The organism is Rhodococcus sp. NPDC059234, from assembly GCF_042754225.1.
Taxonomy (GTDB): domain Bacteria; phylum Actinomycetota; class Actinomycetes; order Mycobacteriales; family Mycobacteriaceae; genus Rhodococcus_G.
The window spans coordinates 1-19,441 of the sequence record NZ_JBHZAH010000062.1 but is presented as its reverse complement, the minus strand read 5'-3'; the positions used below and the strand labels follow the sequence as shown (position 1 = coordinate 19,441).

At 70.4% G+C, this 19,441-nt stretch carries 20 protein-coding genes, 1 tRNA gene and 1 riboswitch; of the genes, 3 read left to right on the top strand and 18 right to left on the bottom strand.

What is annotated here, in order from left to right; all coding sequences use genetic code 11:
- Nucleotides 1–15: 15 nt before the first annotated feature.
- Nucleotides 16–396, bottom strand: coding sequence for a VOC family protein (locus ACFXGJ_RS14615; RefSeq protein ID WP_378620943.1), 381 nt, complete (start codon nucleotides 394–396; stop codon nucleotides 16–18).
- A 111-nt stretch (nucleotides 397–507) separates the two neighbouring features.
- Here ACFXGJ_RS14615 and ACFXGJ_RS14610 point away from each other — a divergent pair, with 111 nt between their 5' ends.
- Nucleotides 508–1,122 carry a PaaI family thioesterase gene (locus ACFXGJ_RS14610; RefSeq protein WP_378620941.1) on the top strand — a complete coding sequence of 205 codons (615 nt, stop codon included), beginning with the start codon at nucleotides 508–510 and terminating at the stop codon, nucleotides 1,120–1,122.
- A gap of 13 nt (nucleotides 1,123–1,135) precedes the next feature.
- On the opposite strand, the gene ACFXGJ_RS14605 is transcribed toward ACFXGJ_RS14610, so the two are convergent.
- On the bottom strand, nucleotides 1,136–1,909 hold the full coding sequence (locus ACFXGJ_RS14605; protein WP_378620939.1) for a class I SAM-dependent methyltransferase: 774 nt from the start codon (nucleotides 1,907–1,909) through the stop codon (nucleotides 1,136–1,138).
- A 196-nt stretch (nucleotides 1,910–2,105) separates the two neighbouring features.
- Between ACFXGJ_RS14605 and ACFXGJ_RS14600 the strand changes: the two genes are divergently transcribed.
- Both ACFXGJ_RS14600 and ACFXGJ_RS14595 read left to right on the top strand, forming a co-directional pair.
- Nucleotides 2,106–4,289: a malate synthase G gene (locus ACFXGJ_RS14600; protein WP_378620937.1), complete on the top strand. Its 2,184-nt coding sequence runs from the start codon at nucleotides 2,106–2,108 to the stop codon at nucleotides 4,287–4,289.
- Nucleotides 4,290–4,486: 197 nt separating this feature from the next.
- Nucleotides 4,487–6,262, top strand: a complete 1,776-nt coding sequence (locus tag ACFXGJ_RS14595; RefSeq protein WP_378620935.1) for a substrate-binding domain-containing protein — start codon at nucleotides 4,487–4,489, stop codon at nucleotides 6,260–6,262.
- A 16-nt stretch (nucleotides 6,263–6,278) separates the two neighbouring features.
- On the opposite strand, the gene ACFXGJ_RS14590 is transcribed toward ACFXGJ_RS14595, so the two are convergent.
- The 16 genes from ACFXGJ_RS14590 to ACFXGJ_RS14515 form a co-directional block, all read right to left on the bottom strand.
- Nucleotides 6,279–6,449, bottom strand: a complete 171-nt coding sequence (locus ACFXGJ_RS14590; protein WP_378620933.1) for a hypothetical protein — start codon at nucleotides 6,447–6,449, stop codon at nucleotides 6,279–6,281.
- A 168-nt stretch (nucleotides 6,450–6,617) separates the two neighbouring features.
- Nucleotides 6,618–9,479: an aminomethyl-transferring glycine dehydrogenase gene (gene gcvP, locus ACFXGJ_RS14585; protein ID WP_378620931.1), complete on the bottom strand. Its 2,862-nt coding sequence runs from the start codon at nucleotides 9,477–9,479 to the stop codon at nucleotides 6,618–6,620.
- A gap of 182 nt (nucleotides 9,480–9,661) precedes the next feature.
- Nucleotides 9,662–9,758: riboswitch (glycine riboswitch) on the bottom strand.
- Nucleotides 9,759–9,862: 104 nt separating this feature from the next.
- Nucleotides 9,863–10,471, bottom strand: a complete 609-nt coding sequence (locus ACFXGJ_RS14580; protein ID WP_378620929.1) for a MerR family transcriptional regulator — start codon at nucleotides 10,469–10,471, stop codon at nucleotides 9,863–9,865.
- Nucleotides 10,472–10,663: 192 nt separating this feature from the next.
- Nucleotides 10,664–11,137 (bottom strand): bifunctional nuclease family protein, encoded by a 474-nt coding sequence (locus ACFXGJ_RS14575; RefSeq protein ID WP_378428167.1) that lies wholly within the window; start codon nucleotides 11,135–11,137, stop codon nucleotides 10,664–10,666.
- A 134-nt stretch (nucleotides 11,138–11,271) separates the two neighbouring features.
- A complete protein-coding gene (locus ACFXGJ_RS14570; RefSeq protein ID WP_378620927.1) occupies nucleotides 11,272–12,009 on the bottom strand; it encodes a MerR family transcriptional regulator in 738 nt (245 codons plus the stop codon).
- Nucleotides 12,009–12,494, bottom strand: a complete 486-nt coding sequence (gene garA / locus ACFXGJ_RS14565) for a glycogen accumulation regulator GarA (protein ID WP_378620925.1) — start codon at nucleotides 12,492–12,494, stop codon at nucleotides 12,009–12,011. The genes ACFXGJ_RS14570 and garA overlap by 1 nt, the downstream gene beginning before the upstream one ends.
- A 168-nt stretch (nucleotides 12,495–12,662) precedes the next feature.
- On the bottom strand, nucleotides 12,663–13,067 hold the full coding sequence (gene gcvH, locus ACFXGJ_RS14560) for a glycine cleavage system protein GcvH (RefSeq protein WP_378620922.1): 405 nt from the start codon (nucleotides 13,065–13,067) through the stop codon (nucleotides 12,663–12,665).
- A gap of 62 nt (nucleotides 13,068–13,129) precedes the next feature.
- A complete protein-coding gene (locus ACFXGJ_RS14555; RefSeq protein ID WP_378620919.1) occupies nucleotides 13,130–13,879 on the bottom strand; it encodes a DUF881 domain-containing protein in 750 nt (249 codons plus the stop codon).
- A gap of 6 nt (nucleotides 13,880–13,885) precedes the next feature.
- Nucleotides 13,886–14,245, bottom strand: coding sequence for a small basic family protein (locus ACFXGJ_RS14550; RefSeq protein ID WP_378428212.1), 360 nt, complete (start codon nucleotides 14,243–14,245; stop codon nucleotides 13,886–13,888).
- A 5-nt stretch (nucleotides 14,246–14,250) separates the two neighbouring features.
- Nucleotides 14,251–15,054, bottom strand: a complete 804-nt coding sequence (locus tag ACFXGJ_RS14545) for a DUF881 domain-containing protein (RefSeq protein ID WP_378620966.1) — start codon at nucleotides 15,052–15,054, stop codon at nucleotides 14,251–14,253.
- Nucleotides 15,055–15,119: 65 nt separating this feature from the next.
- Nucleotides 15,120–15,794 (bottom strand): CDP-alcohol phosphatidyltransferase family protein, encoded by a 675-nt coding sequence (locus ACFXGJ_RS14540; RefSeq protein ID WP_378620916.1) that lies wholly within the window; start codon nucleotides 15,792–15,794, stop codon nucleotides 15,120–15,122.
- Between the two features lie 46 nt (nucleotides 15,795–15,840).
- Nucleotides 15,841–16,878, bottom strand: a complete 1,038-nt coding sequence (locus ACFXGJ_RS14535) for an SMP-30/gluconolactonase/LRE family protein (RefSeq protein ID WP_378620913.1) — start codon at nucleotides 16,876–16,878, stop codon at nucleotides 15,841–15,843.
- Between the two features lie 104 nt (nucleotides 16,879–16,982).
- Complete coding sequence (locus ACFXGJ_RS14530) at nucleotides 16,983–17,663, bottom strand: NUDIX hydrolase (RefSeq protein WP_378620910.1); 681 nt, start codon at nucleotides 17,661–17,663, stop codon at nucleotides 16,983–16,985.
- A 16-nt stretch (nucleotides 17,664–17,679) separates the two neighbouring features.
- Complete coding sequence (locus tag ACFXGJ_RS14525) at nucleotides 17,680–18,294, bottom strand: NUDIX hydrolase (protein WP_378620908.1); 615 nt, start codon at nucleotides 18,292–18,294, stop codon at nucleotides 17,680–17,682.
- A gap of 52 nt (nucleotides 18,295–18,346) precedes the next feature.
- Nucleotides 18,347–19,156 (bottom strand): bifunctional hydroxymethylpyrimidine kinase/phosphomethylpyrimidine kinase, encoded by an 810-nt coding sequence (gene thiD, locus ACFXGJ_RS14520; protein ID WP_378620905.1) that lies wholly within the window; start codon nucleotides 19,154–19,156, stop codon nucleotides 18,347–18,349.
- A gap of 138 nt (nucleotides 19,157–19,294) precedes the next feature.
- Nucleotides 19,295–19,368: transfer RNA gene (locus ACFXGJ_RS14515), tRNA-Pro, on the bottom strand.
- Nucleotides 19,369–19,441 lie beyond the last annotated feature (73 nt).

Here is a 19,441-nt window from a genome sequence, read left to right as displayed (position 1 = left end):
CCGTTGGAGCTGGAGCTACCCGCCCCACACCGCGAGGCAGAACGGATGTCCGGCCGGGTCGAGCAGCACACGCCACTTGTCCCCGCCCGGCTGGAACTCCGGTCGCACTGCACCGATTGTCAGAGCGCGCCGCTCCGCCCCGCCGATGTCCTCGACGTCGAGATCGAGATGGAACTGCTTGCGGCCCTGGGTGTCCGGCCACTCAGGTCGGGTGTAGCCGTCGACGTGTCCGAACCCGAGAGACGGTCCGGCTCCGTCCGCGATCATCGCCGTTGCCCCGTCGTCGTGAACGACGGACCAACCCAGCAGTTCGGCGTAGAACGCGGCCAGCGCGGAGGCGTCATCGCAGTCGATCGTCACCATGGCCAGTCGTACGGTCTCGTTCGTGGTCGTCATGGCGCTGACGCTATTCCGCGATCATCCCTTCGCTCTTGAAGAAACACGCCACATCCGCAGTCGCCCGGGATTCACGCGCGGCAACGGCTCGCGATCCGGCACCATCACACGGTGAAGTTCACCCGAGAAGACATCGACACCACCGAGCTCGACCGGCGCCGGGCACTGTACGGCCCGCTCACGGATGCGGTCCGCGACCTCGTCGACGCCACCATCCGCACCGAGGTGGACGAAGCGGTGATCCGCGACGTGCACGCCACCGTCGCCGCCGCGGCCGCGAAGCTGCGCACCAAGCAGATCGACGGCGCGTTCGGGATGCGGTTCACCGCCGACGGCAAGTCGATCGCCTGGGGCAACGCCGGGATCGGGCTGCGGAACGCCATCGCTCCCCCACTCGTCATCGAGTCCGACGCCTCCGGCCTGCACTGGACGGAGGTCACCCTCGGAGCCGCCTACGAGGGCCCGCCGGGCCTGGTCCACGGCGGCGTCTGCGCGCTGGTGCTCGACCACCTGCTCGGCACCACCGCCAGCTCCGTCGAACCCCGCTTCACCGGCACGCTCACCCTGCGTTACCGCCGCGGCACCCCGCTCGGTCCGCTGCGCGCCGAGGCCCGGATCGACCGCAACGAGGGCCGCAAGACGATCGTCGTCGGCAGCCTGTCGGACGAGGGCGGCGTGACCGTCGAGGCCGAGGGCATCTTCATCGGCCCGGCCGCCTCGAACTGACACAGCCGAGACCTCACGCGGACGTGGACACCGTTCCCCGGGCGTACCAGGCTCGGGCGTCGAGCGAGAACGCCCCGGACGGGAGCGCGGCCCGGCACGCGTCGCGGACCCTCGCCTGCCCCTCGCCCGGCATTGACTGCAGGTAGTGACCGGCGGGACCGACGGCGAAGGTGAACGGCTCCCAGAAGTCGTCGAATCCGGTGTAGTCCGAGTGGGAGGTGAGGGCACCGCCGACGACGTCGGTCAGCCCCGCGCCTCGGAGGAGTTCCGCGATCTCGCCGTCGGCGGTGCCCGCCATCGCGGATTCGCCGGCGGCGTCGGGGACGACCTCACGCACCGCGGTCCAGAACACCCGCAGCATCGTCATCCCGCCCGTGGCGATGTCCCACATGCAGGCGGCGACGGTGCCGCCTGGCCGGGTCACACGGGCCATCTCGCGCACACCCCGGACGGGGTCGCTCATGAAGCCGACCACCAGCGACGAGAGGGCGGCGTCGAACTCCCGGTCCGCCCAGGGCAGCCGTTCGGCCACGCCCTGCCGGACGTCGGCGCCCGGATTGCGCTCCCGGCACGCCTCGACGAACTGCGGCGCCGGGTCGACGGCGGCGACGTTCGCGGCACCGACCCGGGTGACAAGTTCCCGGGTGAGACCGCCGGGACCGCAGCCGACGTCGCAGACCCGACTGCCGGATGCGATGTCGGCGGCGTCGGCGAGCGCGACCGCGAGCGTGGGCGTGTAGCGCCCCATGAAGCGGTCGTACTGCGCTGCCGGTCCGGCGAACTGCATGAATCCAACTCCACCGCACCCGCGCGCACCCGTCAAGACCACCCACGTCGAGGTGCCGCCCGCTGCACACCGGGAATCGTCACGGTGACCAAACCGTTGAACCTGGCCAGCAACCCGCGACAAACAGCTAGACGATTACCCCCGAGTAACATGAGTGCCGTCTACATGTGGCATCTCCAGAAAAGTGAGGCAGTTCATGACTGAACGCGTGCAGGTCGGTGGTCTTCAGGTTGCAAAGGTGCTCCACGATTTCGTGAACACCGAAGCCCTCCCCGGCACCGGCGTAGACGCCGACGCTTTCTGGGCCGGCGCCGTCAAGGTCATCGAGGACCTCGCCCCCAAGAACAAGGCGCTGCTCGCCAAGCGCGACGACCTGCAGGCGCAGATCGACGCCTGGCACCGCGACCACCTCGGACCGAAGTTCGACGCCGCGGAGTACAAGGCCTTCCTGCAGCAGATCGGCTACCTGTTGCCCGAGCCCGCCCCGTTCGCCGTGCAGACCCAGAACGTCGACGCGGAGATCGCCACCACCGCCGGCCCGCAGCTGGTCGTCCCCGTGCTCAACGCCCGCTTCGCGCTCAACGCCTCCAACGCCCGCTGGGGCTCGCTGTACGACGCCCTCTACGGCACCGATGCCATCTCCGAGGCCGACGGCGCGGAGAAGGGCAAGGGCTACAACAAGGTTCGCGGCGACAAGGTCATCGCGTGGGCCCGCGAGTTCCTCGACGCCGCGGCGCCGCTCGCGGCCGGCAGCCACGCCGACTCGAAGCGCTACGCGATCGTCGGCGCCGAGCTGAAGGTCGAACTCACCGACGGCACCGTCACTACGCTCGCGCAGCCGGAGAAGTACGTCGGCTACCTCGGCGAGAAGGACGCGCCGACCTCGGTCCTGCTGCGCAACAACGGATTGCACGCCGAGATCCAGATCGACGCCGCGTCCCCGATCGGCTCGACCGACGCCGCAGGCGTCAAGGACGTCGTGCTCGAGTCCGCGATCACCACGATCATGGACTTCGAGGACTCCGTGGCCGCCGTCGACGCCGACGACAAGGTCGTCGGCTACCGCAACTGGCTGGGCCTGAACCGCGGCGACCTCGCCGAGGAGATCAGCAAGGGCGGCAAGTCCTTCACCCGCACGCTCAACGGCGACCGCACGTACACCGCGGCGGACGGCTCCGAGCTGGCCCTGCACGGCCGCTCGCTGCTGTTCGTCCGCAACGTCGGTCACCTGATGACCAACCCGGCGATCCTCGACGCCGACGGCAACGAGGTGCCCGAGGGTATCCTCGACGCCCTGGTCACCAGCCTCTGTGCCGTGCACGGCCTGACCATCGACGCCGATCACGGGCCCCTGAACAACAGCCGCACCGGCTCGATCTACATCGTCAAGCCCAAGCAGCACGGTCCCGAGGAGGTCGCGTTCACCTCCGAGCTGTTCGGCCGCGTCGAGGAGGTCCTCGGCCTGCCCGCGAACACCCTCAAGGTCGGCATCATGGACGAGGAGCGCCGCACCACGGTGAACCTGTCCGCCTGCATCAAGGAGGCGTCCGACCGGGTGGTGTTCATCAACACCGGCTTCCTGGACCGCACGGGCGACGAGATCCACACCTCCATGGAGGCCGGCGCGATGGTGCGCAAGGCCGAGATGAAGAAGCAGCGCTGGATCTCGGCGTACGAGGACTGGAACGTCGACAAGGGCCTCGCCGCCGGACTGCAGGGCAAGGCGCAGATCGGCAAGGGCATGTGGGCGATGACCGACCTCATGGCGGACATGCTCGAGCAGAAGATCGGCCACCCCAAGGCCGGCGCCAACACCGCCTGGGTGCCCTCGCCCACCGGTGCCACCCTGCACGCCACCCACTACCACCGCGTCGACGTGTTCGCGGTCCAGGACGCCCTCGAGGGCACCCCGCGCGCCACGGTCGACGACATCCTGACCATCCCGCTCGCGCCGAGCACCGACTGGTCCGACGCCGAGAAGCGCGAGGAGCTGGACAACAACTGCCAGTCCATCCTCGGCTACGTCGTCCGCTGGATCGACGCGGGCGTCGGCTGCTCCAAGGTCCCGGACATCCACGACGTCGCACTCATGGAAGACCGCGCAACCCTGCGCATCTCGAGCCAGCTGCTCGCCAACTGGCTGCGTCACGGCATCGTCACCGAGGCGGAGATCGTCGCCGCGCTCGAGCGGATGGCCCCCGTGGTCGACCGGCAGAACGAGGGCGACGCCGACTACCGCCCGATGGCGCCGGACTTCGACACCAACATCGCCTGGCAGGCCGCCAAGGAGCTGATCCTCGAGGGCGCCAAGCAGCCGAGCGGCTACACCGAGCCGATCCTGCACCGCCGTCGCCGGGAGTACAAGGCCGCCAACGCCTGATCCCCACCGCGCATCGACACCGCCGCCCGACAGGTTCTTCTCGGGCGGCGGTGTCGTCGTGTCAAGGGCCCGCGGTCGCCTGAGGCATCCGGTCCGCACCGATCCGTAGACTGCCGGTGGAGAACTCGCGCGGGCGCCTGCGGACCCCGCACGATCGACGGGACTGGTCCGGCGACGGAGGACGGAGACGAGGGCACGTGGGGCAGCATCGCGGACGTCAGGGCACCCGAGGAGTCAGCAAGGGCCCGATCATCGCGGTCGCCACGGTGGTCGTGCTCGTTCTCGCCGCGCTCGGCTGGTTCCAACTGCGCGACCGCATCTCGGACCAGGGCACCCAGGCCGCACAAACCTGCGTCGAGGGCAAGGCCGTCCTCGACGTCACGGCAGATCCCGACATTTCCGCACAGATCGGCGAATTCGCGGACCGCTACAACAAGACCGCGCCGGTCGTCCGGGACCACTGCATCACGGTGACGGTGACCGCCGAGCCGTCCGCGACCACCACCGCGGCTCTCCAGGCGGGCGGCGGCAAATGGACCGGGACCGGCCCCGCCCCGGCACTGTGGATTCCGCAGAGTTCCCGGTCCGTCGGCGCCCTCGTCGACCATCCGGGACTGGTCAACGGGCAACCGAAGTCGGTGGCGGAGTCGCCGGTGGTCCTGGCCGCCGCTCGCCACCTGGCGATGGCGCTGACGGCGAGGCCGATCGGTTGGCGCGATCTGCCCCGCATGCAGTCCGACCCGGCCTCGCTTCCCCCGCTGGGTCTGCCCGGCTGGGGTGGACTGCGCCTGGCAATGCCCACCGGCGCCGGCTCGGACGCCACCGGACTGGCCGCCGAGGCGGTCGCCGCGGACGTCGCCGGCGCGGGCACCGGCCCGGTCACCGCGGAGCAGGCGGCGTCCGCACCCGTGACGACGGCGCTGGCGACGCTGGGCGTGGGATCGGCCGCGATCGCGGGCGGGGCCCCCGCAAACACCGCCGACGCCCTCAAAGCCCTGGCTGCACAGCAGAAACCGGCCGACGGCCCGCTGCACGCGGTACCCGCGACCGAGCAGCAGGTCTACGCGGCGACATCCGCCGGCACGGCGCTCGGCGAGGTGGTGCTCACCGGCGCGACTCCGGTCGCCGATCACCCCGCCGCGATCCTGGCCGCCGGCTGGGTGGACGAGACCCGCAGTCGCGCGGCCGCGCAGTTCGTCGACTTCCTTCGCCAGCCGGAGCAGGCCGAGACCCTGCGCGCAGCGGGCTTCCGGGTGGACGGCACGGCGCCCGCGGGCACCGACGCCGTCCGGTTCGCGCCGATTCCCAGCGTGCTCGCACCAGCTCCGGCCGACGTGACGCGGTCGCTCACGAGGGTCGTCGAGAACCCGGTCACGCCACGCAATTCGACCGTGCTGCTGGACATCTCGGGGTCCATGAGTGACAACGAGGGCAGTTCGACGCGGCTGCGCAACACCGCGACGGCGCTGACCACGCAGGTCCGCACCATGCCCGACGACTCGAACCTCGGGCTGTGGGTGTACTCGAAGGGCCTCGACGGCGCCAAGGCCTACAAGGTGGCCGTCCCGACCGGACCTCTCGCCGAGTCCGTCGGCGGCCAGCCCCGACGGCAGGCACTCGACACCGCCCTGAGCGGCCTCAGGCCGGCGACCGCCACCTCGACGTACGCCTCGGTCGAGGCGGCATACACGGCCGCGGTGAAGGGTTTCGTCGCGGACCGACCGAACTCGGTGCTGCTGATCACCGACGGCCCCAACGACGACACGTCGATCAGCTCACAGCAGCTGCTCGCGTCGATCAAGGACACCGCCGTCGACGGCAAGCCCGTTCGCGTGGACGTGATCACCATCGGCGAGAACTCCGACAGCGCCACCCTCCGGCAGCTCGCCGATCAGACGGGCGGCACGCTGGTGAGCGTGTCGTCCTCGGACGGAGCCGAACTGGGCGCGGCGATCGGCAAGCTGCTCGCCTGACGCGTCGGACCCGAGGTCAGAGGCACCAGGTGATGTCCGCGGAACCGGGCAGCGGGACCACGAAACAGATGTTCACCGAACCGTTCCCGATGATGCGCTTGTCCGCGGAGGCGGTCGGAGCTGCGAGCGCGCCGAGGGTGAGAACTACGGCGGTGACGGCCAGGGCTCGTGCGATTGTGGAAGACATTGCCTGCACCTTTGGCTGGACGAGGGTGGCGCACAGTCACCCTCAGCCATCGTCCTCCGACCGATACAGGTCACACAAGGTTCGTTCGAACTGCGAACGGGTTTCCCGTCGAGTGGTGCGGTGAACCGTGAACCCGCGCTGACGGTTCACGATTCACCGCACCGGGGGTCAGCTGCTGAAGGCCTCGATCGGCGGGCAGGAGCAGACCAGGTTGCGATCGCCGTGGGCCCCGTCGATGCGGCGCACCGGCGGCCAGATCTTGCGGGCGGACTTGCCGGACGGGAACACCGCGAGCTCACGCGAGTACGGGTGCTCCCACTCGCCGACCAGGCAGGCCGCGGTGTGCGGGGCTCCGCGCAGCGGGTTGTCGTCCACCGGCCACTCCCCCGACCCGACCCGGTCGATCTCGCGGCGGATCGCGACCATCGCATCGCAGAACCGGTCGATCTCGTCGAGGTTCTCCGACTCGGTCGGCTCGATCATCAGCGTGCCCGCCACCGGGAAGCTCATGGTCGGTGCGTGGAAACCGTAGTCCGCCAACCGCTTCGCGACGTCGTCCACGGTGACGCCGGTGTCCTTGCTGATCGGACGCAGGTCCACGATGCACTCGTGCGCGACCATCCCGTTCTCGCCGGTGTAGAGCACCGGGAAGTGCTCGTCGAGGCGGCGCGCGATGTAGTTCGCGGATGCGATCGCGGTGAGCGAGGCCTGACGCAGCCCGGCCGCGCCCATCATCCGGATGTAGGCCCACGTGATCGGCAGGATCGAGGCGCTGCCGTACGGCGCCGCCGACACGGTCGGCCCGGTGCCGAGCTGCGGGGCCAGCGGGTGGCCGGGCAGGAACTGCGACAGGTGTGCGCGCACCGCGACCGGGCCGACGCCCGGTCCGCCGCCGCCGTGCGGGATGCAGAACGTCTTGTGCAGGTTCAGGTGGCTGACGTCGCCGCCGAATCGCCCCGGCCGGGCCAGTCCGACGAGCGCGTTGAGGTTGGCGCCGTCGACGTACACCTGGCCGCCCGCATCGTGCACGGCGGCGCAGATGTCGGCGACCTCGTGCTCGTACACACCGTGCGTGGACGGGTAGGTGATCATGATCGCGGCCAGCCGCTCGGCGTGGTCGGCGATCTTGGCCCGCAGGTCGTCGAGGTCGACGTCACCGTTGGGACGGCACCCGACGACCTCGACCCGCATCCCGGCCATCACCGCGGAAGCGGCATTGGTGCCGTGCGCGCTGGACGGGATCAGGCAGGTGTCGCGGTGGTCGTCACCGCGGGAGAGGTGGTAGTTGCGGATCGCCAGCAGGCCCGCGTACTCGCCCTGGCTGCCGGCGTTCGGCTGCAGGCTCACCGCGTCGTAGCCGGTGATCGCGGCCAGCCAGTCCTGCAGATCGGTGATGATCGACAGCATGCCGGGCGCGTCGTCGACGGGCGCGAAGGGGTGCAGGTTGGTGAACTGCGGCCAGGTGATGGCCTCCATCTCGGCGGCCGCGTTGAGCTTCATGGTGCAGGATCCGAGCGGAATCATGCTGCGGTCCAAGGCGATGTCCTTGTCCGCCAGCATCCGCAGGTAGCGCATCATCGCGGTCTCGGTGCGGTGCTTGACGAATGCCGGGTGCGCGAGGAACTTCGAGGTGCGTGCCAGCTCGGCCGGCAGCGAGGCCGCCGCGTCCACGCCCGCGGCGCGCACGCCGAACGCCGCCAGCACCGACTCCAGGTGCGCGGGCGTGGTGGCCTCGTCGCACGCGATGCCGACATGGTCGGCGTCGACCTGCCGCAGGTTCACATTCCAGCCCTTGGCCGCCGCGACGACCTCCTCGGCGCGACCGGGCACCCGGGCGAGCACGGTGTCGAAGAACTGCGCGTGCACGACCTCCACACCCGCCGCGCTCAGCCCGGACGCCAGCGCGCGGGCGTGACCGTTGACCCGCCGCGCGATGGCGGTCAGGCCCTCGGCGCCGTGGTAGCTGGCGTACATCGCCGCGACCACCGCCAGCAGGACCTGCGCGGTACAGATGTTGGAGGTCGCCTTCTCACGGCGAATGTGCTGTTCACGGGTCTGCAGCGCGAGCCGGTAGGCCTTGTCGCCGTCGGCGTCGACCGACACCCCGACCAGTCGGCCGGGCAACTGCCGGGCCAGCTTCGAGTGCACCGCGAGGTACCCGGCGTGCGGACCGCCGAAGCCCATCGGGACGCCGAAACGCTGGGTGGTGCCGAAGCAGGCGTCGGCGCCCTGCTCGCCGGGCGGGGTGAGCAGGGTCAACGCCAGCAGGTCGGCCCCGACCGCGACCAGCGCACCCCGCTCGTGTGCGGCGGCGATCAGCGCGGAGTGATCCACGACGCGGCCGGACGCACCGGGCAGCTGGGCGAGGACACCGAAGAACTCGCCCTCGGGCAGCCCGAGGCTCAGATCCGCCTCGACCAGCTCGATGCCGAGCGGGGTGGCCCTGGTCTCGATCACGGCCCTGGTCTGCGGGAACAGATCCGTGTCGACGACGAATCGGGGGGACTTGCTGCGGCCGGCGCGGCGCAGCAGCGTCATCGCCTCGGCGGCGGCGGTCGCCTCGTCGAGCATCGACGAGTTCGCGACCTCCATTCCGGTGAGGTCGGCGACCATGGTCTGGAAGTTGAGCAGGGCCTCGAGCCGGCCCTGGCTGATCTCCGGCTGGTACGGCGTGTAGGCGGTGTACCAGGCGGGGTTCTCGATGAGGTTGCGCACCAGCACCGGCGGGGTGAGGGTGTCGTAGTACCCGAGGCCGATCATGGAGGTGGCCACGGTGTTGAGCTGCGCCAGCGCGGTCAGTTCGGCGAGCACCTCGTGCTCGGAGACCGGCGCGGGCAGCACGTCGAGGCCGTCGCTGATGCCGTCCGCCGCGGAGTCGAGGATGCTCGACGGCACTGCCTTCGCGGCGATCTCGTCCAGCGCGTCGACGCCGATGACGTGCAGGATGCGCTGCAGTTCGGCCGCGTCCGGGCCGATGTGGCGATCGACGAATGCGTGACTTCTGGCGTCGGACTGGTCATTGACGGACATCGCAACTCCCGCGGCTGGAGGGTCTGAGGGAACACCGCCTGCTCGATGGTTTCGAGCGCGGTGCTTTCCTCCCCCTCTGTCGCCTGCTCGTCGCCGCGAGCGCCTGAGAGATTCAGGACCCGACGGTGTGGGTCCCTTTCCCCGTGGGCGGGTGGGTACTCCCACCGCTTTCCAGAGACGTCGTAGCCCGCACGGTCCTCGTTGCCTGAGAGATTGACGGGGAGGTATTGCTCCTTCGGCGTCCGGACTGGTGCTCCGGAACTCTCCCATGCGGCGTCGACGTACCTGCGATTCTAGGCCACGAACAGCCTTGCCCGCGCCGCCGGTACCCCTGTCGGGGTGTGCTGCGCGACACGTTGGACAAGCCGAGGTCGAGCCCCGGTTCAGCCGATCTTGCGGTTGGCGCGGTTCTTGCGCCGCGACGCGAGCTCGTCCTCGGGACTCTGCTCGCTCTCGCCGCCGTCGGCACGCTCGGCCGGGAAGTCGGCGATGGTGCCGGTCAGTTCGCGCATCGCGCCGCTGACCGCGATGCCGAACACTCCCTGGCCGCCCTGCAGCAGGTCGACGACCTCCTCCGGGGAGGTGCACTCGTACACGGTCGTGCCGTCCGAGAAGAGCGTGATCTTCGCGAGGTCGCCGACGCCCCGCTTGCGCAGGTGGTCAACCGCGACGCGGATGTTCTGCAGCGAGATCCCGGTGTCGAGCAGGCGCTTGACGATCTTGAGGACCAGGATGTCCTTGAACGAGTACAGGCGCTGGCTGCCCGACCCCGCGGCCCCGCGGATCGACGGGACCACCAGCGAGGTCCGCGCCCAGTAGTCGAGCTGCCGGTAGGTGATACCGGCGATCTGGCACGCGATCGGCACGCGGTAGCCGACCAGGTCGTCCGGCACGGAGTCGTCAGGAAACAGGCCGGGCTGAACGTCCTCGGCGCTGACCACCTCGGCGTTGATGCCCTCGCGGACATTCGCGTCCTTCGGCTGATCTCCCACTGACTGCTCCCTCTCGCACGGACAATCCCTACCGTGGATTCATCTCAGGGTACGCCCGGATGAATCACATGGTGGGTGTTCACTGAGACCAGACGCTAAGGCGCGGCGTAACCGCGGTCAACGCAACACGCCCAGATAGCTGTACCTTAGCCCGAGAGTTTCACCGTTTCGCCAGGTGACGGCCGAATCCGGTCAGCCGTCGGTGGCCTTGAAATCGTCCGGCGACACCGATTCGAGGAATTCCTTGAACTTCTCGACCTCGTCCTCGCGTTCGTCCGGCATCACCAGTCCGGCCTCCGCCAGCACCGACTCCTCCGCGTAGATCGGCACGCCCGCACGCAGCGCGATCGCGACCGAGTCCGAAGGCCGGGCCGAGACGGTCAGGTTCTCGTCGAAGACCAGGTCGGCATAGAACGTGCCCTCCTGCAGGTCCACGATCCGCACCTCGCGCAGGGTGTGTCCGAGCGCGCCGATCAGCGTGGTGATGAGGTCGTGAGTGAGGGGCCGCGCCGGCTCGACGCCCTGTTGTTCGAGGACGATCGCGGTCGCCTCGGTCTGCCCGATCCAGATCGGGAGGTAGCGGTCGCCGTCCGCCTCCCGCAGCAGCAGGACGGGTTGATTCTGTGGCTGCTCAACACGAATGCCGACCACACGCATTTCGCTCATCGCGTCTGCCTCCCGTCTGCCGTCCCTTGCACGCCAACCGTGAAGGCGCCCGAACCATGAAGCGGTACCGTCGATTCTATTCGAACCGGGCGCACCATTCGACTCTCGTCTCGACTGCCTGGCGCGACAGTCGATCAGCGATCCAGCGCGCCGCGCACCGCCGCCTTCACCAGGCAGGTGTGCAGTGTCAGAGACAGCGCCGCGAGTTCGCGCACCATCTCCTCGGCGCGGTCACGGGCACCCGCGTCACGCCCCTTGGCGACCGGTCCGGCGATCTGCGCGACCAGCCCCGCCTCCCGGTCCGCGGCGAGCTTGAAGGCCCGCAGGTGCCGCACCTCGAGGCCGAAACCGGACATCGCCTTCGCGGTGCGCGCGAGGGTGACCGCGTCCTCGTCGAAGAACCCGGCCGCGCCCGGCACGACCAGGCCGCTGCGGACGAGCTCGGCCAGGAACGCCTCGTCCGTTCCCGAGCGAGCCAGCAGGTCCGTCCGGCTGATCCGCACCTCGCGGTGCGGCCGGAACTCCTCGGGCGAGACTTCGCCGGGCGCAATCGTCAACGCCCGCGGGCGGCGCGGGGCCGAGTCCGTGGACCCGACCACCGCGGCACCGCTGTCGATCGCTTCGAGCTGTTCCTTGATCACCTTGAGCGGCAGGTACTGGTCACGCTGCGCGGTCAGCACGAAACGCAGGCGCTCGCAGTCGGTGATCGAGAACCGCCGGTAGCCCGACGGTGTACGTTCCGGACTGATCAGGCCCTCCGCCTCGAGGAAGCGGATCTTGGAGATCGTGATGTCCGGGAATTCCGGACGGAGCCGATCCAGGACGGAGCCGATCGACATGCCGCCCTGGGAAGGCTGCCGTACGGCTGTCATCAGCTTCCCGCACCCGCAGACGAGTCGCCGGCCGCGCCGCGGGGACCGGTCAGGAAGACGAGCCGGAACTTGCCGATCTGGACCTCGTCGCCGTTGGCGAGAGTGGCCGAGTCGACCGGCTCGCGGTTGACGTAGGTGCCGTTGAGGCTTCCGACGTCGACCACCTGGAATTCGTGCTCGTCCTGACGGAACTCGGCGTGCCGGCGGCTGACCGTGACGTCGTCGAGGAAGATGTCGCTGTCCGGGTGCCGACCTGCCGAGGTGGTGGGCTGGTCGAGCAGAAACCGGGAGCCCGCGTTGGGGCCGCGCTTGACGACGAGCAGGGCCGATCCGGCCGGCAGACCCTCGACGCCCGAGACGGGCGCCTCAGTGACTGGCGGGGTGGCCGTCGCACCGTCCAGTTCACTGAGGAAATCCGCACGGAAGACAGACGTGGTCTCCGCCGGCGTTTCCCCGTAGACCGCGTCGTTGTCGTTGTCGCTCACCGTTTCTCCTCCTCAGTCCGATCGATTCGGGAATGGTCCCGAACAAATCTGTAGACACAATCACATACCGATGCGGACCTGCGCCCCGACACGGCGAATGCGCTCCCCTCGACCGTACCCTGCGAAAGCCCGTCCGCGTAGGCAGTCGCCGGTCGGGGCGGGCCGGATCTACTCGCCCGAGACCGCTCGGTACGCCTGCGCGTCGAGCATCCCGGCGAGCGCGGAATCGAGAGTCGCCTCGTCGGCGACCTCCAACTCCACCAACCACCCCTGTTCGTACGGCGCGGAGTTGACCAGCTCGGGGCTGGCATCCAAATCGGCGTTCGCCGCAATGACTTTCGCGCTCAGGGGAGCGTAGATGTCGGAGACGCTCTTCGTCGACTCGACCTCGCCGAGCGACTCCCCGGCAACAACCGCGTCGTCGACGGCGGGCAGCTGCACGAAGACCACGTCTCCGAGCTGAGACTGCGCGAAGTCGGTGATGCCGATCCGGACGGTGGTCGCACCGGTCCGCTGTACCCATTCGTGCTCCGCCGTGTACAGCAATTCGGTCGGCGTATCGAGTTCACTCACCGTGAAGTCCTTTCATGACAAATCCGGTGCGCGCGGCGGTCGCGGCAGGTCGAACCCGGATCTCAGTTTCCGGGCTGAGCGTATTGGCGCGGTTTCGTCTCTCGCAAGGCGGAGATCGTGACCTGCTCCGATTGCTCGACGGTGACGCGACCACCGCTGCGGGCCACCGTGTCCACCACACCGCCCGGGATGTTCAGCGCGGCCGCCAACGTCGGCGGATCACCGATCGCGGTCACCCGGTAGGGCGCCGAGATCTCGGTCCCGTCGAGCGTCAGCCGGCCGGGCTGCCCGGTCACCCACGAGTTGACCCCGATCCGAATCGGCGCAGCTCCGGCGCCCTGAACCTCGATGGCCTCCGCGCCCGCCGCGCGCAGTTCCTGCAGCAGGTCGAGCAGCACCTCCGGGCCGACGCCACGGCTCGGATCGGTCACCGTCAGCACCACGCCGGGACCGGTCGCGGGGACCGAACCGACCTGAATCGACAACGCCGTCAGCCGCGACTTCGCCTCCGCCAGCGCAGCCTCCGAGCCGCCGCCGCTGCGCTGCAACGTGGTCAACGTCTCCTCCAGCGCGGCAACCTCCTGGCGCAACGAGGCCTCCCGCTGGTTCAGGGTGTCGAGCACCACCAGCAGGTCGGCCGGCCGCGCCGAGTCCAGCGTGTCACCCGAACCGGTGTCGCGGACCTGGGTGGCGATCGCGAGCCCCAGCGCCGCCATCAACAGCACCGCCAGCAGACCGAACACCGTCCGGGACCGGCGCGCGGACTCCGCTGTCTCGGTGTGCCATTCGTGCTTGCCCTCGGACCCGTTCACGCCCGGTCACGCACCGAAGAGCCTGCGCCGCAGGGCGGCCGCGTTGCCGAAGATCCGGATTCCGAGAACCACCACGATCGCGGTGGACAACTGCGTGCCGACACCGAGCTGGTCGCCGAGCCAGACGATGAGCGCGGCGACGAGCACGTTGAACACGAACGAGACGACGAAGACCTTGGCGTCGAAGATCTCGTCCAGGTACGCGCGCAGACCGCCGAACACCGCGTCGAGCGCGGCGACCACGGCGATCGGCAGGTACGGCTGCACCGCGTCGGGCACCTGCGGCCGAAACACCACGCCCGCAACGATCCCCGCGACGAGCGCGAGTACGCCGTAAATCGCGTATCCGTTCTTGACCACCTTCAGCGGCTTCACTGGCCCCCCAACTCGTGTGCGGATCGGATCTCCCGGGCTGACGCGCCGGGCAGTCGGATGTCGTCGTTCTCGGCGACGGAGAACCCGACGCCGTAAAGCTGTGCCACGCCGGACATCCGGAGGTAGGCGTCACTGACCACGAATCCGGTCTGCAGCCGGGAACTCGGACCGATCGCGGAGACGACGTACGGCGAGGGCACCGGCTGGTTGTCCACCAGCATCGCGCCACCCGCCTGCCGGATCGTGACCGAGGGCCCGACCCGGACCCCGCCCACCGCGACGGCCTCGGCGCCGCTGGCCCACAGCGCGTTGACCACCGCCTGCAGGTCGCGGTCGAGGATCACCGGCTTGGCTCGGGCCGCGGGCCGCGACTGGTCGGACAGGTCGGGGCGGGCGGCCGGGTCGGTGAGGGTGACGACGATTCCCGGGCCGTGCACCTGGTCCAGTCCCGCGGCCTGCTCCTGCGCCCCGAGCCTGGCGAGTACCGCCGATCCCTGGGCGTCGCCTGCCAGCGCCTGCTCCCGCAGGGCGTCCGTCCGGGTGACCAGGTCGTCACGAGCGGCGGCCAGTTCGCCGCCGCGCGCCTCCGCGTCCTTGACCTTGCCGAGGATCTCGCTGCGCACCTGGTCGGCGCCGGGGGCGCGGTCGGCGGCCTGCGCGTAGGCCACCCCGAACAGCAGCCCGAGGGCGAGGCAGCCGGCCACGCACCAGGTCCCCGCGTGCAGCGGACGGTGCAGGGAGTGTCCTCGCGCCCGGTCCTCGGCGGCCGCGGCGTAACCGGGGTCGAGGCCCTCGTTCATCAACGCCCGCAACAGCGAGGGGACCGGATTGCGGCGGACCGGTTCGTCGTCTCCCGGGACTCCGTTCACGGGGACTCGGCCTCCGGCGTGCCGGCATCCCGGGCAGCCGCATCCGGACGCGGGACCAGCGGGACCGTCCGCGCGACGTTGCGGGCGGCGAGCAGGTAGAGCAGTCCGGTCCACACGTACAGCCCGGTCCCCCACGCCAGCAGCGCGTAGCCCCAGGCGCGGCCGTAGGGGGCGAACGCCCAGTCCCCCTGCGCCGCCAGCACGAGCGGCAGCGCGAACATCAGCGCGAAGGTGGCGGCCTTGCCGAGGTAGAGCACGGTGGGCGGTGGCAGTCCACGGCGCCGGTAGATCGGCAGCGTGCACGCCAGCACCAGGTCGCGACCGATCAGGATCGCCGCGACCCACCAGGGGATGATGTCGCGCATCGCGAACGCGATCAGCGTCGAGACGACGTACAGGCGATCCACCAGCGGATCGAGCAGGCCGCCCAGTTTCGAGGTCTGGTTGAGCAGCCGGGCGAGCTTGCCGTCGGCCCAGTCGGTGAACCCGCTGAGCATGAGGATGGCCAGCGCCCAGCCGTCCGCGTGCGGGACGAGCAGCAGGTAGACGAAGATCGGCACGCCGATCAGGCGCACCACGCTGAGCACGTTCGGCACGGTCAGGATCCGGTCGGTCACGATCGGTTCGGTCGGGCCGTCCGCCACCTCAGGTGGCCGGTTTCCGCTGCCCATGTGACCCCCGTGCTTCCTCGTCCGTTCGGCTACGGGGACAAGCGTGTCACACGGCGGGCCGGGGGGCTCGAACGCGGGCGACCGCGTCCGCGGTCAGGCTGCCCAGATAGAGCCAGCCGTCCGCCTCGCGCACCCCCGTGACCGGGGAATAGCTGCCCTTCCCGCCCCGCAGGCTGTGCACGATCGCGCCGCTGCCGTCGAGTCCGAGCACCCAGGCCCGCTGCTCCGGCTCCGGCTGCGCCCACTCGGGCAGATTCGCCGCCAGCAGCCGCAGGGCCGGGTGCGGGGCCATCAGGTCCAGCAGCCGCATCCGCGGGCTGTACAGCGCGACCCAGAAGATCCCGTCGGCGGTCTGCGAGGCGACGTTGTCCGGGATGCCGGGCAGGTTCTCCGCCCAGGTACCGACTCGGCCGGCCTCCGGTCCGGTCAGCTCGACCCGCCGAATCCGGTATCCGCCGGTCTCCGCGACCACCACGAAGGACTCGTCCGCGGAGAGCCCGACGCCGTTGCCGAACTGCAGCCCGTCGGCCAACAGGTCGGTCTCGCCGGTCGCCGGGTCGAGGCGGATCAGCCTGCCGGTTCCGCGGTGCTCGAGCAGGTCGTAGCGGTGTTCGGCGATGGCGTACTTGGCGGAGGAGTCGGTGAAGTAGACGATTCCGTCCCGCCCGACCGCCGAGTTGTTGCAGGCGACGAGGGGTCGGCCCACCGCGCTGTCGGCGAGTGTCTCGATCCGGCCGCGGTCGTCGACCCGCAGCACGCCCCGCTCCGCGTCGCACACCAGGTACCGGCCGTCGTCGAGCACCTCGATGCCGAGCGGGCGGCCGCCGGTGTCGGCGACGACGGTGGCCCGGCCCGGCTCGTCGAAGCGCCACAGCCTGCCGTCGTCGGTTCCGGTCACCAGGCGCCCATCGTGGTCGACGGCGACGTCCTCGGGCCCCTTGGCGCCAGGCATGCTCCAGCGCTCGGTGGCCTCGAAGGTGGGTGCCGTCGCGGTGTCGAACCGGGGTGGGTTCGGGGCCTGCCAGGCGACGGGCTCGACGCCGGTCCGGTCGAGGCGCTGCAACGTCGAGTAGACGATTCCCATGTCGCCACGGTAGAGCGCGCACGCCGCCGGCACGGCCGAACGCGCCGGGCCGGGCCGGGCCGGGCCGGGCCGGGCCGGGCCGGGCCGGGCCGGGCCGGGGTAAGTCAGCGCGCGGCGAAGTCCGGCTGCGAGTACTCGGCCACCCGGGTGGCCCGGCCGTGCAGCACCACCTCGCGGAACTGGTGGACGATCGCGCCGGTCGGGGCGTGCATGGCGCCGCCGCGGAACGGCCAGCGCAGCATCGGCGGCGTACCGGCGGGCGAATTGGTGACGGCCTCGAGCACCGCGTCGACGTCGACCTCGGCCATCGTCACCTCGAACACGAAGGCGACCTCGGCCGGGTTCGGGGTGATCGGCCCGGCCGGCTCCCCCACCCACACCACGACCGGGGTGATCACGAACCCGGACCGGGTGACGTAGTCGTCGAGGGCGCCGACCACATCCCCCGCCTGCGCCTGCACGCCCAGTTCCTCGGCGAGCTCGCGGACGGCCGCCTGCTCGGCCGACTCACCGGGGTCGATGCTGCCGCCGGGCAACGCGAACTGGCCGGCGTGCGCGCGCATCGTCGGCGGCCTCCGCGTGAGCAGCAGCCGGGTTCCGGCATCGCCGGTGATCAGTGCCAGCGCCACCGCGGCACGCCGCGTGTCGCTCGGCGGGGCGACCGTGCGCTCGAACGAGTGCAGCCGCTCCGCGCACGCCTCCCGCGTCAGCACCGGGCCGGACCGTGGCGGCGGCGCGCCGTCACGCGGGTCCTCGTCGCTCGGCTTCGGGGTGCTCAGGTCCATCTGCCGACCGTAACCCTCAGCGGGACGCGAAGTCGGGCTGCGCCAGATCGGCGACCCGGGTGTGCCGCCCGTGCAGGACGAGCTCCCGGAACTGGTGGATGATCGCCGCGGTCGGCGCGAACAACTGCTCACCCCGGAACGGCCACCGCAGCAGCGGCCGGGACTCACCGGGCAGCGACCGGATCACGGGCTCGGCGTCGAGTTCGGCGGCGGTCACCTCGAACACGAGCGCCACCTCGTCCGGGTTCGGGGTGATCGGCACCGTGGGCTCCCCCACCCACACCACGACGGGTGTGATCACGTACCCGGACCGGGTGACGAAGTCGTCGAGCACCCCGAGCACGTCCGATTCCGCGGCGACGATGCCGAGTTCCTCACCCAGCTCCCGCAGCGCCGCCTGCTCGGGCGACTCACCGGGATCGACGCCGCCGCCGGGCAACGCGAACTGTCCGGGGTGCGCACGCATCCTGCTGGGCCGCAACGTGAGCAGCAGGACCGGGCCGTCGGCGCGATCGACGACCGCGAGTGCCACCGCGGCGGTCCGGTGGCCGGTGCGGTCCACCGCGAGCGGCGCGAAGCCGGCGAGCGCGGCCGCACAGGCCGCGCGGGTGAGGGTCGGGTGCTCGTCCATCAGCCGACCCTAGACCGGCACCGAGCGGCGACGCCGGCGCTTCGCGACCGGCTCAGGCGAGCGCGTCGACGAACGCGCCCTGCCAGACCGTGTCGAACGGGGTGTGCGCGCCGACCCGGCCCTCGATGCCCGCGGTGACGAACTCCTTGGCGAAGTCCACCGCGTCGTACACCTCGACGCCCTTGGCGAGCTCGGCGGTGACGGCGGCGGCGAGCGTGCAGCCCGCCCCGGAGACGCGCTCGCGACCGACCTTCGGCGCGGTGAGGATCGTGACGTCCTCGCCGTCGAAGAGCACGTCCACCGCGTCGTCGCCGGGCAGCTCCACCCCGCCCTTGGCGAGGACGTACCGCGGGCCCAGGTCGTGGATGCGGCGGGCGGCCTCGATCAGCTCGTCGACCGAGCCGATGACGTCCATCCCGGCCAGCGTGCGGGCCTCGAACAGGTTCGGGGTCACCAGAGTGGCGAGCGGCAGGATCTGCTCGCGGAGCGCGGTGTCGGTGTCCAGCGCGGCACCGGGTTCCTGGCCCTTGCAGATCAGCACCGGGTCCAGCACGACATGCCGCCACGACTGTCCGCGCAGCCCCTCGGCGACGATCTCGATGGTCGCGGGGGTGCCGAGCATGCCGATCTTCACGGTGTCGAGGTCGTGGGCCGCGGTGGCCGCCTCGATCTGGTCGGCGATCACCTCCGGCGCGATCGGGACGAACCGGTGGGACCAGTTGTTCTTCGGATCGAAGGACACGATGCAGGTGGTGGTGCCGACGCCGTAGACGCCCAGTTCCTGGAAGGTCTTGAGGTCGGCCTGGAGTCCGGCGCCGCCGGTGGCTTCCATGCCGGCGATGACATATGCGAGGTCGACCACGGTGAGTTCTCCCGACGGGGTGGATGAGGTGATGATCGCGTTCAGCCTAACAATCGGCGGGTCCGCGAAAACCACGCGGACCTGCGGCCGAACACGACGAAGGCCGTTCCGGATTTCTCCGGAACGGCCTTCGTGTTGTCGGGCTGACAGGATTTGAACCTGCGACCACCTGACCCCCAGTCAGGTGCGCTACCAAGCTGCGCCACAGCCCGTCCACTCCCTTGCGGGCGCTCGATGAGATTACATCAGTGCGACTCCGGATCGCGAATCGCCTCGTCGTGGACC

Bases quoted from the DNA above. Each gene is read 5' to 3' on its own strand.
- ACFXGJ_RS14570 (WP_378620927.1), bottom strand. From the start codon at position 12,009: ATGACAGCCGTACGGCAGCCTTCCCAGGGCGGCATGTCGATCGGCTCC.
- ACFXGJ_RS14615 (WP_378620943.1), bottom strand. From the start codon at position 396: ATGACGACCACGAACGAGACCGTACGACTGGCCATGGTGACGATCGAC.
- ACFXGJ_RS14605 (WP_378620939.1), bottom strand. From the start codon at position 1,909: ATGCAGTTCGCCGGACCGGCAGCGCAGTACGACCGCTTCATGGGGCGC.
- ACFXGJ_RS14525 (WP_378620908.1), bottom strand. From the start codon at position 18,294: ATGGACGAGCACCCGACCCTCACCCGCGCGGCCTGTGCGGCCGCGCTC.
- ACFXGJ_RS14545 (WP_378620966.1), bottom strand. From the start codon at position 15,054: ATGAACGAGGGCCTCGACCCCGGTTACGCCGCGGCCGCCGAGGACCGG.
- ACFXGJ_RS14540 (WP_378620916.1), bottom strand. From the start codon at position 15,794: ATGGGCAGCGGAAACCGGCCACCTGAGGTGGCGGACGGCCCGACCGAA.
- ACFXGJ_RS14530 (WP_378620910.1), bottom strand. From the start codon at position 17,663: ATGGACCTGAGCACCCCGAAGCCGAGCGACGAGGACCCGCGTGACGGC.
- gcvP (WP_378620931.1), bottom strand. From the start codon at position 9,479: ATGTCCGTCAATGACCAGTCCGACGCCAGAAGTCACGCATTCGTCGAT.
- ACFXGJ_RS14575 (WP_378428167.1), bottom strand. From the start codon at position 11,137: ATGAGCGAAATGCGTGTGGTCGGCATTCGTGTTGAGCAGCCACAGAAT.
- ACFXGJ_RS14600 (WP_378620937.1), top strand. From the start codon at position 2,106: ATGACTGAACGCGTGCAGGTCGGTGGTCTTCAGGTTGCAAAGGTGCTC.
- ACFXGJ_RS14590 (WP_378620933.1), bottom strand. From the start codon at position 6,449: ATGTCTTCCACAATCGCACGAGCCCTGGCCGTCACCGCCGTAGTTCTC.
- ACFXGJ_RS14535 (WP_378620913.1), bottom strand. From the start codon at position 16,878: ATGGGAATCGTCTACTCGACGTTGCAGCGCCTCGACCGGACCGGCGTC.